The sequence below is a fragment of the Microcoleus sp. PH2017_12_PCY_D_A genome, from assembly GCF_020738565.1.
Lineage (GTDB): Bacteria > Cyanobacteriota > Cyanobacteriia > Cyanobacteriales > Microcoleaceae > Microcoleus.
The window spans coordinates 1-17458 of sequence record NZ_JAEQCI010000116.1 but is presented as its reverse complement, the minus strand read 5'-3'; the positions used below and the strand labels follow the sequence as shown (position 1 = coordinate 17458).

At 46.0% G+C, this 17458-nt stretch carries 12 protein-coding genes; 6 read left to right on the top strand and 6 right to left on the bottom strand.

Annotated elements, in window-relative coordinates; genetic code table 11:
- Positions 1-146: 146 nt before the first annotated feature.
- The 3 genes from nirB to JGK39_RS27115 all read right to left on the bottom strand — a co-directional run bounded on the left by nirB (position 147) and on the right by JGK39_RS27115 (position 4990).
- The gene (gene nirB / locus JGK39_RS27125) at positions 147-2714 is read right to left on the bottom strand and encodes a nitrite reductase large subunit NirB (RefSeq protein ID WP_293259868.1); all 2568 of its coding nucleotides are present in this window, start codon (positions 2712-2714) and stop codon (positions 147-149) included.
- A 248-nt stretch (positions 2715-2962) separates the two neighbouring features.
- Positions 2963-3751 carry an ABC-2 family transporter protein gene (locus JGK39_RS27120; RefSeq protein ID WP_293259865.1) on the bottom strand — a complete coding sequence of 263 codons (789 nt, stop codon included), beginning with the start codon at positions 3749-3751 and terminating at the stop codon, positions 2963-2965.
- A gap of 258 nt (positions 3752-4009) precedes the next feature.
- Positions 4010-4990: an ATP-binding cassette domain-containing protein gene (locus JGK39_RS27115; protein ID WP_293259862.1), complete on the bottom strand. Its 981-nt coding sequence runs from the start codon at positions 4988-4990 to the stop codon at positions 4010-4012.
- On the opposite strand from JGK39_RS27115, the gene JGK39_RS27110 reads away from it, so the two are divergent.
- Positions 4959-5909 (top strand): calcium-binding protein, encoded by a 951-nt coding sequence (locus tag JGK39_RS27110; RefSeq protein WP_293297994.1) that lies wholly within the window; start codon positions 4959-4961, stop codon positions 5907-5909. The two genes, JGK39_RS27115 and JGK39_RS27110, sit on opposite strands and share 32 nt — an antisense overlap.
- Before the next feature lie 227 nt (positions 5910-6136).
- Here the strand turns inward: JGK39_RS27110 and JGK39_RS27105 are convergent, their stop codons facing one another.
- Positions 6137-6949 (bottom strand): SDR family oxidoreductase, encoded by an 813-nt coding sequence (locus JGK39_RS27105; RefSeq protein ID WP_293259856.1) that lies wholly within the window; start codon positions 6947-6949, stop codon positions 6137-6139.
- Positions 6950-7220: 271 nt separating this feature from the next.
- On the opposite strand from JGK39_RS27105, the gene JGK39_RS27100 reads away from it, so the two are divergent.
- Together JGK39_RS27100 and JGK39_RS27095 are read left to right on the top strand one after the other, a co-directional pair.
- Complete coding sequence (locus tag JGK39_RS27100; RefSeq protein WP_293297991.1) at positions 7221-8135, top strand: DMT family transporter; 915 nt, start codon at positions 7221-7223, stop codon at positions 8133-8135.
- A 247-nt stretch (positions 8136-8382) separates the two neighbouring features.
- Positions 8383-8928 carry a hypothetical protein gene (locus tag JGK39_RS27095; protein ID WP_293259849.1) on the top strand — a complete coding sequence of 182 codons (546 nt, stop codon included), beginning with the start codon at positions 8383-8385 and terminating at the stop codon, positions 8926-8928.
- Positions 8929-9115: 187 nt separating this feature from the next.
- Here JGK39_RS27095 and iscB read toward each other — a convergent pair whose 3' ends face one another.
- On the bottom strand, positions 9116-10408 hold the full coding sequence (iscB, locus tag JGK39_RS27090; protein WP_293259846.1) for an RNA-guided endonuclease IscB: 1293 nt from the start codon (positions 10406-10408) through the stop codon (positions 9116-9118).
- 653 nt (positions 10409-11061) lie between these two features.
- Between iscB and JGK39_RS27085 the strand changes: the two genes are divergently transcribed.
- Positions 11062-11916, top strand: coding sequence for an Hpt domain-containing protein (locus JGK39_RS27085; RefSeq protein WP_293259843.1), 855 nt, complete (start codon positions 11062-11064; stop codon positions 11914-11916).
- A 125-nt stretch (positions 11917-12041) separates the two neighbouring features.
- Here JGK39_RS27085 and JGK39_RS27080 read toward each other — a convergent pair whose 3' ends face one another.
- Positions 12042-12452, bottom strand: a complete 411-nt coding sequence (locus tag JGK39_RS27080; RefSeq protein ID WP_293259840.1) for a hypothetical protein — start codon at positions 12450-12452, stop codon at positions 12042-12044.
- Between the two features lie 491 nt (positions 12453-12943).
- On the opposite strand from JGK39_RS27080, the gene JGK39_RS27075 reads away from it, so the two are divergent.
- Positions 12944-15490, top strand: a complete 2547-nt coding sequence (locus JGK39_RS27075) for an ATP-binding protein (RefSeq protein WP_293259837.1) — start codon at positions 12944-12946, stop codon at positions 15488-15490.
- A gap of 370 nt (positions 15491-15860) precedes the next feature.
- A complete protein-coding gene (locus JGK39_RS27070) occupies positions 15861-17324 on the top strand; it encodes a CIA30 family protein (protein WP_293259834.1) in 1464 nt (487 codons plus the stop codon).
- The last annotated feature ends 134 nt before the right edge of the window (positions 17325-17458 follow it).

Below are 17458 nucleotides of genomic sequence, written 5' to 3'. Positions count from 1 at the left end.
TGTAGTGAGGACTTCAGTCCTCTTAAAATTCCTGCGGACTAAAGTCCTCACTACAAACGTTATCACGGTTATTTGGTTTGTAGTGAGGACTTCAGTCCTTCTAAAATTCCTGCGGACTAAAGTCCTCACTACAAACGCGATCGCGGTTATTTCTCAGAAACTCCAGCCAGAGCCTTTTCATGCTCGTAAGCAGGGCGAGTTTGTCCCCGTTCCTCAACCCGAACAATACTCGGATCTGGCAAATCGGAATTCACAAAATGCTGGAATCGCTGCACCTTTTGTGGGTCTTCAATCGTAGTTTTCCACTCGCACTGATAAGTATTCACCAAATGCTCCATCTGCGCTTCCAATTCCGCACAAATGCCCAGAGAATCCTCAATAATCACCTGCTTCAAGTATTCAATTCCGCCCTCAAGTTTGTTCAACCAAGTAGCGGTACGTTCCAAACGATCGGCCGTGCGGATATAGAAAACCAAAAAGCGATCGATATACTTAATCAAAGTTTCCTTATCGATATCCGCCGCCAGCAAAACCGCGTGCTGCGGCTTAATCCCGCCGTTACCGCACACGTACAAATTCCAACCATTCTCAGTCGCAATAATCCCAAAATCCTTGCTTTGAGCTTCCGCGCATTCGCGAGTGCAGCCAGAGACAGCAGATTTGAGCTTGTGGGGCGATCGCAAACCGCGATAGCGCAACTCAACCTCGATCGCCAAACTCGTCGAATCCTGCACCCCAAAGCGGCACCAAGTGCTACCAACACAAGATTTTACAGTCCGCAAAGCCTTACCGTAAGCGTGTCCCGATTCAAATCCCGCATCAATCAAGCGGTGCCAAATATGCGGCAACTGATCCACCCGAGCACCAAGCAAATCGATCCGCTGCCCTCCAGTAATCTTAGTATAAAGTCCAAAATCCCTGGCAACTTCTCCCAAAGCAATCAACCTCTCCGGCGTAATTTCGCCCCCCGGAATTCGCGGTATCACCGAATAAGTACCGTCGCGTTGAATGTTTGCCAAATAGTAATCGTTGGTATCTTGCAAACCGACGTGAGACTTCTCTAGAATATGGTCGTTCCAAGTAGAAGCCAGCATCGAAGCAACCGCAGGCTTGCAAATTTCGCAGCCGTGCCCTTTGCCGTGTTTGGCGATCGTCTCATCAAAGCTTTTCAGTTCTTGAGAACGCACCAAATGGTACAATTCTTGACGGGAATACTCAAAATGTTCGCAGAGGTTATTCTTAACCGCAAACCCGGCTTTCTTCATCTCCGACTTAAAGATATCCGTCACCAAAGGCACGCAACCGCCACAGCCCGTACCAGCTTGAGTGCATTTCTTGACACTGCCGACATCAGTTAAATTGCGATCGCGAATCGCCTCACAAATCTGCCCTTTGCTGACATTATTGCAAGAACAAATTTGAGCAGAATCCGGCAAACTGTCCACACCAAAACCAGCAGGTGCTCCGCCTTCCCGCGGCGGCACCAACAAATCTTCAGGATGCGGCGGCAGAGCAATTTCATTTTGCATGAATTGCAGCAAAGTGCCGTAAGCAGAAGCATCTCCCACGAGAATTCCGCCTAAAATCCGGCTACCATCTTGATTTAAAACTAATTTTTTGTAAATGCCTTGGAAAGTGTCAGCAACAACAATCTCTTTAGCACCGGCAGAATTAGCAAAAGCATCACCAAAACTCGCCACATCCACACCCAAAAGTTTGAGTTTTGTGGACATATCCGCACCAGTAAAAGTGCTTGTGGGATGGGAATCTTGCCCGTCATCCGCGGCGCTGCTCAAAATATCTGCTGCAACGCCAGCCATCGTATACCCAGGGGCAACTAAACCGTAGATGCGATTTTGATAAAGCGCGCATTCGCCGATCGCATAAATATCAGGATCCGAAGTTTGGCAGCTATCATTAATCGTAATACCGCCGCGTTCTCCCACAGCAATTCCGCAACCCCGGGCAATTTCGTCGCGGGGGCGAATACCAGCAGAAAACACAATCATATCCGTTGCCAATTCCGAACCATCAGCAAACAGCATTTTAGTAACTTTGCCATCTTCGCTGACAATTTCGGTGGTAGATTTGCTGGTGTGAACCGAAACCCCCAATTCCTCAATTTTGTTACGGAGAATTGCACCGCCAACCTCATCAACTTGCACCGGCATCAGCCGCGACGCAAACTCAACCACGTGAGTTTTCAAACCCATATTTTGGAGAGCATTAGCGCATTCTAAACCCAACAAACCGCCGCCAATTACTACACCGAATCGGCAATTTTGAGCATAATCTGACATCGCCTCCAAGTCATCAATTGTCCGGTAAACAAAAGTGCCTGCCGCGTCTTTGCCTTTGATGGGCGGTACGAATGGATAGGAACCCGTAGCGAGAACAATTTTGTCGTAGGGAACCTCTAAACCGTTGGCTGAAGAGACAGTTTTTTGTTCGCGATTGATGGCAACTGCTTTGTCGCCGATATGAATTTGAATGCCGTTTTCTTGATAAAAGCCCGGTGCAACTAAAGATAAGTCTCCCGCTGTTTTGCCAGAGAAAAATCCGCTGAGGTTTACGCGATCGTAAGCAACGCGCTGCTCTTCACAAAAAGTAATTAAATTCCAGTTATTGGCAGCATCCGAACTTACCATTAACTCTAGGAACTTGTGACCTACCATACCGTTGCCGATTACAATCAGGTTTTTTTTGGCTGTCATTAGAATCTCTTTTATCCCGTTTATCCGTCGTTGGTTTTATTAATATAAGACTTTTTTGTAAACTTTTGTATGTATGGATACAAAAAGTTAAGTTTTATGCAATTGTCGAATGGTGGCGATTGCATTTTTGCATGATGTGTGCGATCGAGTTAAGTAGTTAAGTAGGGTGCGTCACGCAAGTCTTTTTGACAAAACAATTAATATTTTACTGTGACGCACCCTACAGTTTGATAATTTTTAATTATTATTTAAGCTCCCATACCCGAATATTGTTTCAAACCCTGCCGCCAGAGCCAGCGATTCCACACAAAAAACACCGCACCCCAACCCAGCATCACCAACAAACCGCGGCCAACATCAACGGGTAATCCTATCAAAATTGAAGCGGGAAAATGAATTAAATAAGGAAACGGAGTCCACAAAACTATTTCGCGCACTGCTGGAGGAAACACTTCTAGCGGCGCGACAAGTCCCGATAAAAACAGGTAAATCAAAAACCAGAATTGTTCGATCGCACTTGCCCTCTCCAGCCAAAAAGCAAACAGCGCAAAGGTATACTGGATCAGGAACCGCAAGCAAAAAGCCAAGACGACAACCAACAAAAACAGCAACAACCTGTCCAAACTCGGCAGCCAAAAAGACTGCGGGTAAAGTGCAAAAAACAGCAGCACTAATCCAAATACAAACGGCAGCCTCGCAAACCTTTCGGAAATATGAGACGCAAAGTGGTGCCATACAGGATCGAGGGGCTGCAACAATCTATTAGATAACTTGCCTTGCACGACTTCTTTCTCAAACTCCCAAATCACCCAAACCACATTTGTTTGTCGCACAATGAAAGCTGCTAAAAAGTAACGGGCAAAGTCGAGTTCCTTCAGCCCGAATTGACCACTTTCTGATGCTTGCATCCAAACGCCCATCAAAATAAACGGCAAAGCTCCAGACAGTGCCCACAAAAACAATTCCGCCCGATATTCGAGCATATAAGCGTAGTAAGTCAGTAGCAAGGTTTTAGCAATTCTGATGATTCTTTTCATATCAATTTTAGATTTTTTGGTGTGATAATTAGCCCCTCGATCCCCCCTAACCCCCCTTAAGAAGGGGGGGGACTGGAAGCGGTCAAAGTCCCGCTTTTTAAGGAAGATTTAGGAAGAACCGGGCAGCCATCAAAGTCCCCCGATCTAAGGGGGATTTAGGGGGATCGAGACTTGGAGAGCAGCCAGAGTCTAAAAGGAATTTAGCCTTAATTTATTACCTATGAGCATATCCTGAAAACGATAAGGCGAGCATAAAAACTACACTTTTCCGGTGCGAAAAACTCTACCGATTACCTCTTCAATTGGCGGATCGGTGACAGTCAAATCTATCACTTCTAAGTCCGCCAAAATCTTCGACACGCTCACCGTCAGCTCCTCCCTTTTGACCAAAAACCGGACAGAATTACCTTCAATTGATTCTACCTCGCCGTAAGCAAAAGCGCTATCTTTCGCGAGCGGATTAGCTAATTTCACCTGAACTTCTCGGTAAGGTGCAAATCTGTCGAGCAATCCGTCCAAACTGCCATCATAAACTAATTGCCCTTCATGGATTAACAAAACACGCTTGCACAAAGCAGTAATGTCAGCCATGTAGTGACTTGTCAACAGCACAGTTGCTTGATAGCGCTCGTTATATTCCCGCAGAAATTGCCTGACACTAAACTGTGCGTTGATATCTAAACCTAAAGTCGGTTCATCTAAAAATAATACCTCCGGTTGGTGGAGCAGCGCCGCCATCAATTCAGCTTTCATGCGTTCGCCTAAAGATAGTTTTCGCACCGCCTGATTTAACTTGCCTTCTAGTGACAGCATTTCTGTCAATTCTCCGATTCGCCGCCGATAATCTGCATCGGGAATGCCGTAGACAGCGGCATTGATTCGCAGAGAGTCGAGCACGGGCAAATCCCAAATTAGCTGCTGTTTCTGCCCCATGACTAAGGTGATTTTTTGCAGAAAATCTGCTTCGCGGCGGAAAGGAGTACGATCGCACACACTGACAGTACCACCAGACGGATAAATCAAACCAGTCAGCATTTTCAGCGTCGTAGTTTTGCCGGCACCGTTAGCGCCGAGAAACCCCACCACTTCCCCCGGTTCAATACTGAAAGAAACGCCCTCAACTGCTTTGATATTGCGGTAAGTGCGCTTAAAAAAGTGCTGCACGGTTCCTTTCAGCCCCGGTTCCTTAATCGCTACGGGATAAACTTTGCTTAAGTCTTTAACTAAGATAATTGGCATTGGCTCTAGTTTTAACTTTTATTTTAATGTGCGATCGGGCGATCGCGCTTGTGCCAAGATGGAGATAATTGTAAGATATCCACGATCGCATTACACAAAATTTACAACTATGGTACTCACCCCCGATAATTCAGGCATCCCTCGCTTGGTAGGAGACAATACTTCTGAAAATATTACACTTGCACCGGGACAACTTGCCAGTTTTCCTGGCGGAGTTTGGATGCTGGGCGGTAATGATACTGTCAGGGGCGCGTCAGATGCAGAAAGGATTTTCGGCAACGATGGTAAAGACAGTCTGTTAGGCGGTGCCGGCGATGATTCTATTTACGGCGGCAAAGCTGATGACGATGTTTTGGGAGAAATTGGCAACGATTTCTTGACGGGAGATAGAAATAGTGATTTCGTTGATGGCGGTGCGGGAAATGATTTGCTGCGCGGGGGGCAAGGTGTTGATTTGTTAGTCGGCGGTGAGGGCAACGATACTTTAATTGGCGACAGAGATGTGGATGTTTACAAAGGAGGTGCGGGGAGCGATGTTTTTGTTTTTAGAGTCGATCAAGCTGGACTTAGATTAGTTGGAAATGAAGTTCCTGACGCCGTAATTGTGGATTTTGATAAGTCGAGCGATTCGATCGGCATTAGTACAGCATTTACCAGCAGCAATATCACTTTTGAACAGGTAAGTTATAGCTTGAACGATCCGAGACTGCTGCTACTCGATCCTGGAACTATATCGGGAGGAACGAGTTTGTTAGCCAAGGGCGGCATCTCGCAGCAAAGTCTCGATCCAGATCGTAATGGGCGCGTGGAAGCTACTAATATTAGATTCGGTTTTACTAATGCTTTGTTAGGAACTGTGTTGAATGTTACTCCGGCAGATTTAACCGGGCGTTTGATTAATGCTAGTTCTCTGCTTTAATTCGCTAATTGATTAATTCTTTCTGTTGCTAAATCCCGACAGGGACTTAAGTCCCTGTCTCATAGCTAAAGTCGGTTAAAACCGACTGTACGTTAGTCTTTGAGTAAGTTTTAACTCACAGTTAAAACTGTTCTGGATCGCACTTTTTGCATTGCTTTCTCAATCAACTATTCAGTCCTATGCAAGAGGACTTTTGCTTTGAGGCAGGGGTTTAAACCCCTGCCGGACTATTGCGGTAGATGGTTGTTCTTTTCCATTGCCCACTGCATCAAACCGGGGAATAACCGATAGGCTTCCGATGCTAAGAAAGCAGGGCCGACTGTGACTTCTGCACGCTTGTTATTAACAGCATCCCAGATTGCTTTAGCAATATCTTCCGGCTGATTTGCTGCGGGAGATTTTAGCATTTGGCTCATTTGTTGGCGGCGCAATTCGACTGCGGGTTCGTCTCGATCGCGAAATTGAGCTCTTTCCAAAAAATCGCTGTTAATCAAACCCGGATGTACGGCGCAAACGTGAATGCCTTGCGGCGCTAATTCCAATCGCAAAGTTTCTGTTAAACCCGTTACTGCATACTTGCTGGCGCAATAGGCAGTCATTTGAGGTAAGGGCATTTTGCCGCCAATGGAACCAACATTGACGATTGTACCAGTTTTTCGTTCTAGAAAATGTGGCAAAAGTTCTTGAATTGTGTTAACGCAGCCCCAAAAATTGGTATTCATTAATTGCTGCCAATCTTCGGAGGTGGTTTGCTCGATCGCCCCTGCGAGACAAATTCCAGCATTATTCACCAAAACATCAATGTTTCCGCAGGCATCTAGGGCTTTTTGGACGATCGCCCGCACTTGTTGCATGTCGCCAACATCCCCCGCCATCGCCACAGCCGAAGTGCCTTCACGCTGCACCTGGGCCGCTGCTGCTGCCAATCTCTCCGGCTCGCGAGCCACCATCACCACGTCGTAACCTTTACTGGCAAATAACAGTGCCGTTGCCTTGCCGCTTCCTTGAGAAGCGCCTGTAATCAAAACTGTAGGAGCCATAGATAGTTAGAATTTGTACGTGAGGAAATGTTTTTCTGCTCTATTGGAACTATAACAGATGCCCAGTATTTTTGGGCGCGCTCTACATTGAGAGTTGTTATTGAATAGGGCAATTTTTAATGATTTGCGAGGGCTTTTTTTTAAGGAACCGCGAAGACGCTAAGGACAGGAAGGAAGAGAGGAGAAGGGAAGAACGAAAGTTAAGTATTTGTGACAACTTTACTATATAAAATTTACCAATTACAATTACCAACCACCAATCAACTCAAAAATGAATATTCCGCAAAAACCGCCGAATTGGTCGATCGCCCTCGTCTTAACTATCGGCATGTTAGCAGTCTCAACCTCATCAATCTTAATCCGGCTAGCCAACCTGAAAGCAGGCGCGGGCGGCCTCGGTTTCAGTCTCGTACTCGCCGCCTCTCGCCTCACTTTATCCGCCTTAATTCTGCTTCCGGCTTGGCCGAAAATTCAGTGGAAAGCCCTACAACCGGGAGCTCGGCGCTATGCTGCGGCGGCGGGTTTGTGTCTCGCCCTGCACTTTGCTCTGTGGATTACGTCACTGTCTTATACTTCGATCGCAGCTTCCACAGCCCTCGTCACCACAAATCCCGTTTGGGTAGCACTGTTATCCCGCTTCTGGTTTGGCGAAAAACTCAGCAAAATGTCGATCGCTGGCATTGCTATCGCCCTTGCAGGCGGAATGGCGATCGCCCTCGGAAGCGGCGGCGCAGACAATGTCGGCAACACTCAATTATTCGGCGATTTCCTTGCTCTGGCTGGTTCCTGGGCTGTCAGCTTGTATCTGTTGCTGGGCCGGGAAGCTCAGCGGCGGGGATTGGGAATTGGCGGTTATATCGCGATCGCCTATACTGTTGCTGCGATCGTCCTGTTGCCTCTGCCGATCGTCTTCGGCACCAGTTATACCGGCTATCCAAACATCGTATATTTTTACATTTTATTAACCGCCGCCTTGCCTCAATTAGTCGGCCACACCATTTTAAACTGGGCTGTAGCGCAAATTTCCCCAACTCTGGTAACTCTTGCCATCTTGTTTGAACCCGTTGGGGCGAGTTGTTTGGGTTATTTGCTGTTCGGCGAAATACCCGCCCCAGCGGTACTTGCAGGTGCTGCGGTGCTTCTCTTCGGTGTAGCCGCCGCCACTTTCGGAGCCCAAAAATCCTAGTGAATAAGTTAAAAGGAAAAAAGATAGCGAATATCTTCGCTTATCAACCGTCAACCGTCAACTGCTATAAAAAACTGCTTTCTGTCTCTGATTGTAAAAAGTGCAATGATAGATTGCACTTTTTGCATAAATTTGTTGCAAAATGTAACATTCGTGACAAACTGCTCAAAAAAGTCTTGATATCTTTCTTTTGGTAGATGACGCAGTAAAAAAACTGCCGATCAAAAAAACATATCGAGGGAAAAAAATGTCTAAATTAATTGTTGGTTTAACTGCTAGCTTATTGGCATCTGGATTATTGGGAAGCTCTGGTCAAATAGTTGAACCACCTACTACTAACAATGCAATTGTTGCCCAAGCTAACGAACAAACACTCATACAGCAAAATCGGGATTTGCTATTAAAAAATGGTCAAACAGCTAAGAATATTGCTGCTAAAGTAGGTGCACCAGCTAGCAAGGACGCAGCACCGTCTGGTAGCAATCCTTTGCAAGTTAACCAACAGCTAATCTTGCAAAACAGAGCTATTTTTACCAGTATCGCTACCAAAGTAGGCGCAACTGTACCCAGCGTAGCGGGCCCAGGGGCCGGTGACTTAGCGGCAGAAAACCACAAATTATTGTTGGGTAACAGACAAATTGTCCGCGCGATCGCTGAAAAATTAGGCGTTAAATTGCCCGCTCCCCCAGAACTGAGTGGCAGCATGGTGCAGAAAAATAACACGCTTCTACAAGGCAACGGCAAGGCTTTAGCTGCGATCGCAGCCAAAGTCGGTGCAACAGTCGCTAAATAGGAAAATGCGATCGATACAGCCGTTGTTGCCGTATCGATCGCGCTTGCGGCAATACTAATTCGCTCCGTCGCGCACTATAAGTCTTCTAGGGTAGGCATCTTGCCTGCCCTAGATTTTGTTTTGGATAATTTTAATGACAATCTGTTGCGAGTTTGAACAAGCGATCGCTACGCCTCTAATTGCCGATTTACTGGACGCAAGTGGACAATGTATACGTATAACCATCATTATGGTGAATTGCCCTACAGTATTTGTGACGTACTGGGCTAACTTTTCCCGTTGGTGAAATCATCTCAAAAACTCCACTCGCTCGAACAATTAGCCTGCCTCTATGAGTACCCGCAAATTTTCCTGTAGGCAGAGTTGCTTGTACCATGTCGCCAGTTTTAAAGCCGAAAAATTCCTTGCACCGTGTCTTGTGTCTGATTGGGAAGCCATATTTATTTGGCTGGCAGATCTGACGGCTGCCCCATCCTGAAGCTTGAATTAACAAAGGCCCGGCAGTCAAAATTTTTAATTGGGACACGAGTCCCACACAAGCTGCATCTAACCAATGAGTTTTTGGTAATTCCAATCGAGTACGATTGTATTTGGTCTGACCGCCTGTTCCGATTTCAACTGGTAATGATGTTTCTTTCAGTCTGTTAAAGAGTTGCCAGCGGGTGCTATTGACTGCTGCTGCATCTTTCAATGGTTGTTTGGCTTGTTTTGCGATTCTATCGAACAACTCAGGTTGCTGTGCTAAGAAATCTTTAAGCTCCTGATTTCCCTTGGCTTCGTTGCAGTGACGGCAAGCAATTGTGAGATTTGAAACTCGGGAACTTCCGCCTTTCGATCGGAGGTGGATATGCTCAATTTCTAATGGGATATTTTGGGCGTTGCAATAAGCACATTTTCGACCCCATTTTTCTAGTAAATATTCTCTGATTTCGTAGCCTGCTAGTTCTCCTTGTTGGTACTGGATGCCTGAGATTTCTGGGTTTTGCATCGCCTGAGTGTCAAATTTCACTAACTCTTGAGATATTCCTGTAATTGGAACGTATCTGCGTATGCGGTTGACCCAAGTCAGAATATTTTCTACTCTTGATTCTAGACTGGGTGGCAACCATCCTGATTTTCGCGTCCGGTTTAAAAACCGGGGTTGTCGATACCTGGTTTTGCGGTTTCTCCGGTGACTGCGCAGAGCGCGACGCGATGCTAAATCGTGCTTAATTTGTTGTCCCCTGTGGGTTAATTCAGCACCCCAGATTACTTTGTCGTCTCGGACAATTGCTAATCCACTAACTTTGGCACCCGGATCGATTTTTAATTGATGGGGTTGTATTTGGGGAGCGGATACTGTGTATTTGAGTACGATCGTCAAGGGGTAACGTCGATAAATAGCAGCTTTTTGGAGTTTTAACAATCGCCTTGCTTGTCCCGGTGGTACTGGGTTAAGCGGTTGTCCATTGGTATCGACAACAAAGATAAAATTAGACATGGATGTCCTCCCTTGCGGGGTAATGTTTTCCTCGCCAATGTTTTGAGGGCTTGTTATGCCAATCGCACTTCCTTAACCAAATAGGGATGTTTAACTATTGACGACAGGGCTACAAGCTGGAAAGCACCTGTAGGTGTCATGACCCTCGAAACGTAGTTTGTAACTGAGGCTGGCTATCTCTCCAGCGTTGGAAGTGGTTGTCCACTCTTGTCTGCTGTTTGGTGGATAGCCCTTTTTGGCACTATATTTGGCATGATATAGCCGAGTCTCAGAAAGATTCGCGGACGACTGGTCTGCGCCGCGCATAGGGCATAGAGCATAGGCCGCCGTGGGATCTCCGGCATACCTCACCACGCTTGAGAACGACTATACATAGTTTAACAAGCGTCTTTGGTTCGATATTTGCCACCGCTGCGATCGTGAGGCAGGATAGATATCAAGGACAAATAATCTGGTTTCCACTTGCATCGGCATCCTAACTTTCCGAGTCTAGGGCTTTTCGCTCGCACTGCGGTATTGTGTCCTGTGCAACGCCGGTTTTATATCACCTCTGGGTTAAATATTGACTCAAAAGTAAAAAATATCAGCATTTTTACTTTCTACTTTCTGCTTTCTGCTTTCTGCAATTAGGGTGCCTTTCGGAGAATAAAATTATGCTCCCAGAACAACTACAGCGGATTATCGGCTACTTTCTCGAAGAAGCCACAGAACACATCCAAATCATCGAACAAGGCTTGCAGGGCCTGCCAAACACCGTGCAAGCTCCCCAAAGGATACACCACCTCATCCGAGCCTCGCACTCGATTAAAGGCGGAGCAGCTATGCTGGGATTTAGCAGCATTCAGCGCATAGCCCATCGTTTGGAAGATTATTTAAAACTGCTCAGAGAATGTCCGATCGCCATTGATAGCAGGCTGCAATCGCTGTTAACCCAAGTTTTTGACATTTTAGCAGCCCTCATCTCCAAGGTTTCTAAGGGTTTTGGGCTCAACCACGAAGACGCAAACCAGATACTGTCCCTCGCCGAACCGGTTTTTGACGAGCTCGACGCTTACCTGAGAGTGCTGATTCCTACTCGCCTGAGTGTGAGAGCAGTAACAGACGAACACATTCACCTTTTCTCCGGTTACTGCACCTTGGCTGGGGAATTTTCCTCCGCCCTTACCTCGCGCGTCGGTTTGCTCGGAGGTAATGTTACCCGCCACGAGTACGAAGGCGACGGCATGCGCCTTTATATTGACATTTACCTGCCGCCTTACACCAGGATCGAAAACATCCGCCAAGCTGTCGAACTCTCAGGCGCTATTATCGGCACTGTTCAGACGCAGCGGGACTTTTCGCTGCTGGCTGTGGATTATCCGGTTTACCAAAGTGCGATCGAGCCTCCGGCAATTTGCATCGGATGCCGCTACTATTACGGCAGAAGCGACGGCGGCCACCTGCTCAACTGCACGATCCATCCCCGCGGCCCGGAAGATGAAGATTGTCGCGATCGCGAACCAGAATAAGGGTTATAAAATCTAAGATTGCGAACCAGGATTAGCCACCAAGAAAAAATTTAGAAAAAACCAATATTCTCCATGAAACTTTTGACCTAGCCAGCTATCAAATTCTTCTTTCTTCCTTGTTCGCGCTATCCAATTCCAAGTTCTTCTTTCTTCCTTCTTCCTTCTTCCTTCTTCCTTTTTCCTTCTTCTAAAAATCCCCTAAAAGCTGATACCGCAACTCGAATTAATTGCATCATGCTCGCCGGATGTCGCAATGCCCAGACATTGATAGCCAGACAAGCGATTCCCATAGCTAGCAAGATGTATGTCGGAGGCATTACTACCCCGATCGCGAACCAGGTAAAAACGTGAAAAATCATTGCTGTAGCCCAAAGGCTCGCCACAATCGCAGACGCCCAAACTTGCATTCGAGGTCGGTTTAGTCCTGTCAAAATCCCTGTCTGCAAAGTAGTCAGCAAGTTTGCCGGAACTAAAAAGGCACAGATAGCTATGCAGTAGCTATGGGAAAACTCAGTAACTGTATTGAAGTCGAGCATCAGTATAATAATTGTCGGGCCTGTTGGATATACTTAAAGAGCTTAACGCGACTTGACTTTCAAGTCTTGTCACCCTTACCTTAACTTAATATTTTCCTCAGTATGTCGGTCTGAAGACACATTGCTATCTCTCCTTTTTTAGGATGGTAAAATATTACCACAAATATTAAAATTGTGAAAAAATATTAAATCGACTTGAAGAATGGCAACAATTGCTGCGATAATTAATATCGGGGATCGCTCCAATTGAAGAGCTCAGTTCGTCGTAAAAACATCCAGAAGGCTCGCGCCAGTCTAGCAGCAACACAACGGCAGGCTGATTTTTGACTCGGCGATTCTCGACAGGCGGATGCTCCGAGGATACCTGGTAAACCTCGGTCAAGGAATCGAGCAGTTATGCGATATAACAAGATAAGATTATTATTAGAAATCTAATTTGAACTCGCATCTAAAATCGATCTCTCGAAATTTTACAGCGGAAAACAGAGACAATGGACAGACAAAGCACAATCCCAGCACTCGAAGAAGTTGACTTGACAAACTGCGACACAGAACCCATTCACCTATCGGGACACATTCAACCCCACGGGGTTCTCCTTGTTGTACGAGAACCTCAACTAGAAATACTTCAAGTCAGTGAAAATACGCAAGATTTGTTAGGCTTCGATGCCAAAAGTGCGATCGGTCAAAATTTAAGCTTATTACTCGATCGCACTCAGCTAGAAAAACTCAAAGCCTGTTTGCAGAAAGAAAACTTAAAAACCGTCAATCCTATTAAACTCTCTCTCCAAAGAGCAGGCAAATCTTTAGAATTTGACTGCATCCTCCACCGAAGACAAGGAATTTTGATAATCGAGCTAGAATTAGCAACCACCACAGAAAATCTTTCCGTTTTTAGCTTTTATCATTCAGTGAGAGCCACTGTCAGCCAAATTCAAAGCGCCAAAACTCTCAAAGAATTATGCCAGCAGACTGTCGAAGAAATTCGCAAGATTTCGGGATTTGATAGAGTTATGACCTATCAATTTGACGCCGAAGGTAACGGTGCTGTCATCGCTGAAGACAAACTACAAACCCTGAGTCCATTCCTGGGCTTAAACTACCCCAAATCAGATATTCCCAAACAAGCCAGAAAACTGTATTTGTTAAATTGGCTGAGGTTAATACCAGATATTAATTATCAACCAGTCCCCATCATTCCCCAAAAAAATCCTGTTACCAATCAGTCCCTCGATCTCAGTCTTAGCGTGTTGAGAAGCGTTTCTCCCATTCACATAGAATACCTGCAAAATATGGGAGTTGCCGCTACGATATCAATCTCGTTAATCAAAGATCGACAACTGTGGGGATTGATTGTTGGTCACAACTATACACCAAAATACATCAACTATGAAGTGCGAGCAGCTTGCGAGTTTATCGGGCAAGTAATGTCCTTAGAACTGCAATCAAAAGAGGCCAACGAAGACTACGATTACAAATTACACTTAAAATCTATTCAAACCCAGATTTTTGAAGACATATCTACCTCCGAAAACTTGTCAGAAGTGTTAGTTAAATCCCAGCATAATTTGCTGGAAGCAGTTAACGCCCAGGGAGCAGCAATAGTATTTGGAGAAAAGTGCTATCGAGTCGGGGAAACACCTCAGGGAGAAGCGCTCAAATACTTAACTCAGTGGGTGCAAAATAGCCTAAAAAAAGAAATATTTTATACAGACTCGCTGACCAAATACTATCCAGAAGCTGAGGAATTTAAAGACACGGCGAGCGGGTGTTTGGCAATAGGAATATCGCCGAGTCAGAAAATATATGTTTTGTGGTTTCGCCCGGAAGTAATTAAGACCGTAAATTGGGCGGGAAACCCCAACAAAGCTGTTTTAATAGATGAAGATGGCAGCCACAGACTGTCTCCTAGGAAATCCTTCGAGCTGTGGAAAGAAAATGTGAGGTGCAAATCTTCGCCTTGGAAGCAATGCGAAATAGACGCTGCCTTGGAACTAAAAAAAGCCACGATCAATATAGTGCTGCGCCAAACTGAAAAACTAGAAAAATTAAATAGAGCACTAGAAGCATCAATCGCCAGAGAACGCGAAAAAAGCAACCATTTAAAAACAGCGATGTACGAGCTTCAGCGGACGCAAACTCAATTGGTGCAAAGCGAAAGAATGTCAAGTTTGGGACAGTTGGTGGCGGCCGTAGCCTATGAAGTGACTAATCCGATCAACTTCATATACGGAAATCTTAACTATGCCCGCGAGTACAGTCAAAAAATGATCGATTTATTGCAGCTTTACGAGCAGCACTATCCGTCGCCTTCCCCAGAAATTAAAGCTGAGATAGAAACAGCAGAATTAGAGTTTATAGTTGAAGACTTGCCGAGGTTGCTGGGTTCAATGAAAGTAGGAGCTAACCGCATCCGCGAGATTGTTCAGTCGCTGCGAAATTTCTCTAGAATTGACGAAGCAGAGATTAAAGAAGTTGACATTCACGACGGATTGGACAGCGCTTTGCTGATTTTGAGCAACCGACTCAAACCGAAGCCCGTGAAGCAAAGCTATCCCGTAGGGAATCGCCCCACAATTCATATCATCAAAGAATATGGCGCTCTGCCTTTAGTTGAGTGTTACGCAGTTCAAATCAACCAAGTATTTATGAATGTACTGACAAATGCACTTGATGCTCTAGAAGATGCCTTTGTCAACAAAAAGTTATCGCCGCACTGCGGATGCGAAGCAGAGCCAGCCAAGAGCGGACAAATTCGGATCGTGACTGAAGTTTGTCCGGGAGAAACAGCCGTAGTAGTTCGGATAAAGGACAATGCTTGGGGTATGGAAGAAACAGTTTGCAATAAAATATTTGAGCCGTTTTTTACCACAAAACCGGTGGGGAAAGGTGCGGGGATAGGTTTGGCAATTGGCCGCGAAATTGTGGTGGAACAACACGGCGGCAAATTGAGCTGCATTTCAGCCCCCGGAGAGGGAACCGAGTTGATTATTGAGATTCCCTTGAGCCAAACTTATCCCAAACCGATTGTGAAGTGAAAAAAAGTGCGCTTATCGCTCAAATGCACAAATCTAAAATTAGATTAAAATACAAAAGCAGCTAAGTAGTAAGTCAATACGGTTCAGTTAAGCCCGATCCCCCCTAGCCCCCCTTAAAAAAGGGGGGACAAGAACTCCATCAAAGTCCCCCTTCTTAAGGGGGATGCGAGGGGGATCTCCGGGGAATAAATAGTGTTAACCCAAGCGTTTAAGCCCGATCCCCCCTAGCCCCCTTAAAAAGGGGGGACAAGAACTCCATCAAAGTCCCCCTTCTTAAGGGGGATGCGAGGGGGATCTCCGGGGAATAAATAGTGTTAACCCAAGCGTATTGAATAGTAACTAGATTTGAGCCAACTCTGAGGAAGCGACTGTGACTGAAAAAAATACCGCCCAATGGGATGCCGGCAGATTTGTCAAAACCTTGGCTTATTTCGGCGTGATTCCCTTCATTGGCAGCATTAGCTGGCTGCAACAACTGTTCGGAAGCAGCAGCAACAGTAAAAAAGATAAACCAAAACTAATACTGGTAGCCGGTGCTACCGGCGGCGTCGGGAAGCGAGTTGTCAAGCGGCTGCAACAGCGGGGATATCAAGTCCGCTGTCTCGTGAGAGATACCAAAAGAGCAACAGAAATTCTCGGCAAAAATGTCGAATTAGTGGAGGGAGATATCACTATCGCCGAGACGCTAACACCGCGAGTAACTGAGGGAGTAGAAGCGGTTATCTGCTGCACTGGCACCAAAGTTCAACCAGTAGAAGGAGACACCCCAACCCGGGAAAAATACTATCAAGGCATCAAGTTTTATATGCCGGAAGTTGTGGATGTTCCCGAAATAGTCGAATACAAAGGCTTGAATAATTTAGTGCAAGCTGTTCGCAGCCAGCTAATGAAAGCAGGTGAAAAAGTAATTTTTGATTTCACAAAACCTACCCAAGATTTAAAGGAAACTTGGGGCGCTCTCGACGATGTTGTGATGGGCGGGACTAGCGAAAGTTCGATCGTCCTTACAGACAGTACAGCTATATTTACGGGCAATGTTTCCACCGCCAACTCGGGCGGCTTTGCTTCCGTGCGTACCCGCAACTTCGATCCTCCGGTCAATCTCGCAGGATTTAGCGGCCTCCTGCTGCGGGTCAAAGGGGACGGTAAGCGCTACAAGTTGATTGTCCGCAGCGAGGCTAAATGGGATGGTATTGGCTATTGCTATTCCTTCGATACTGTGTACAATACCTGGATTACTGTCATCGTTCCCTTCGATGAGTTAATTCCAGTATTCCGCGCCAAAACTGTTAAAGACGGCTCGAAATTCGACCCAACCAGTATTTATTCTTTTCAGTTAATGCTGAGCAAGTTTGAATACGACGGCGCGCTGAATCCGAGATTTACACCGGGTGTTTTTCAACTGGAATTAGAATCTATTAAGGCTGATGGCTGGCAGATTTTGCCGCGATTTGTGATGGTGAGTTCGGCTGGAGTTACTCGCCCGGGGCGCCCGGGACTTAATTTGGAGGAGGAACCGCCGGCTGTCAGGATGAATGATATGTTGGGGGGAATTTTGACTTGGAAGTTGAAAGGGGAGGATTGCGTGCGATCGAGCGGCATACCTTATACTGTTGTCAGACCTTGTGCTTTGACTGAAGAAGCGGGCGGCAAAGCTTTGATCTTCGAGCAAGGAGACAATATTCGGGGCAAAGTTAGTCGAGAAGATATTGCCGAATTGTGCGTACAAGCTTTGGAAGAACCGCAGGCTTGTAATGTTACTTTTGAGGTAAAAGAGGGGGAAAATCCTGGTTCTCCGGGAGATTGGGAGGGTTTGTTTTCTGGGGTGAAATAAGTATTGTTTGTAGGGCGAGTTTTTGACGAAGGTTCGTAGTGAGGACTTTAGTCCGCAAAAAAAAGGACTGAAGTCCTCACTACTAACCTATAAAGGCGGCTTGTTGACGAAGGTTTGTAGTGAGGACTTTAGTC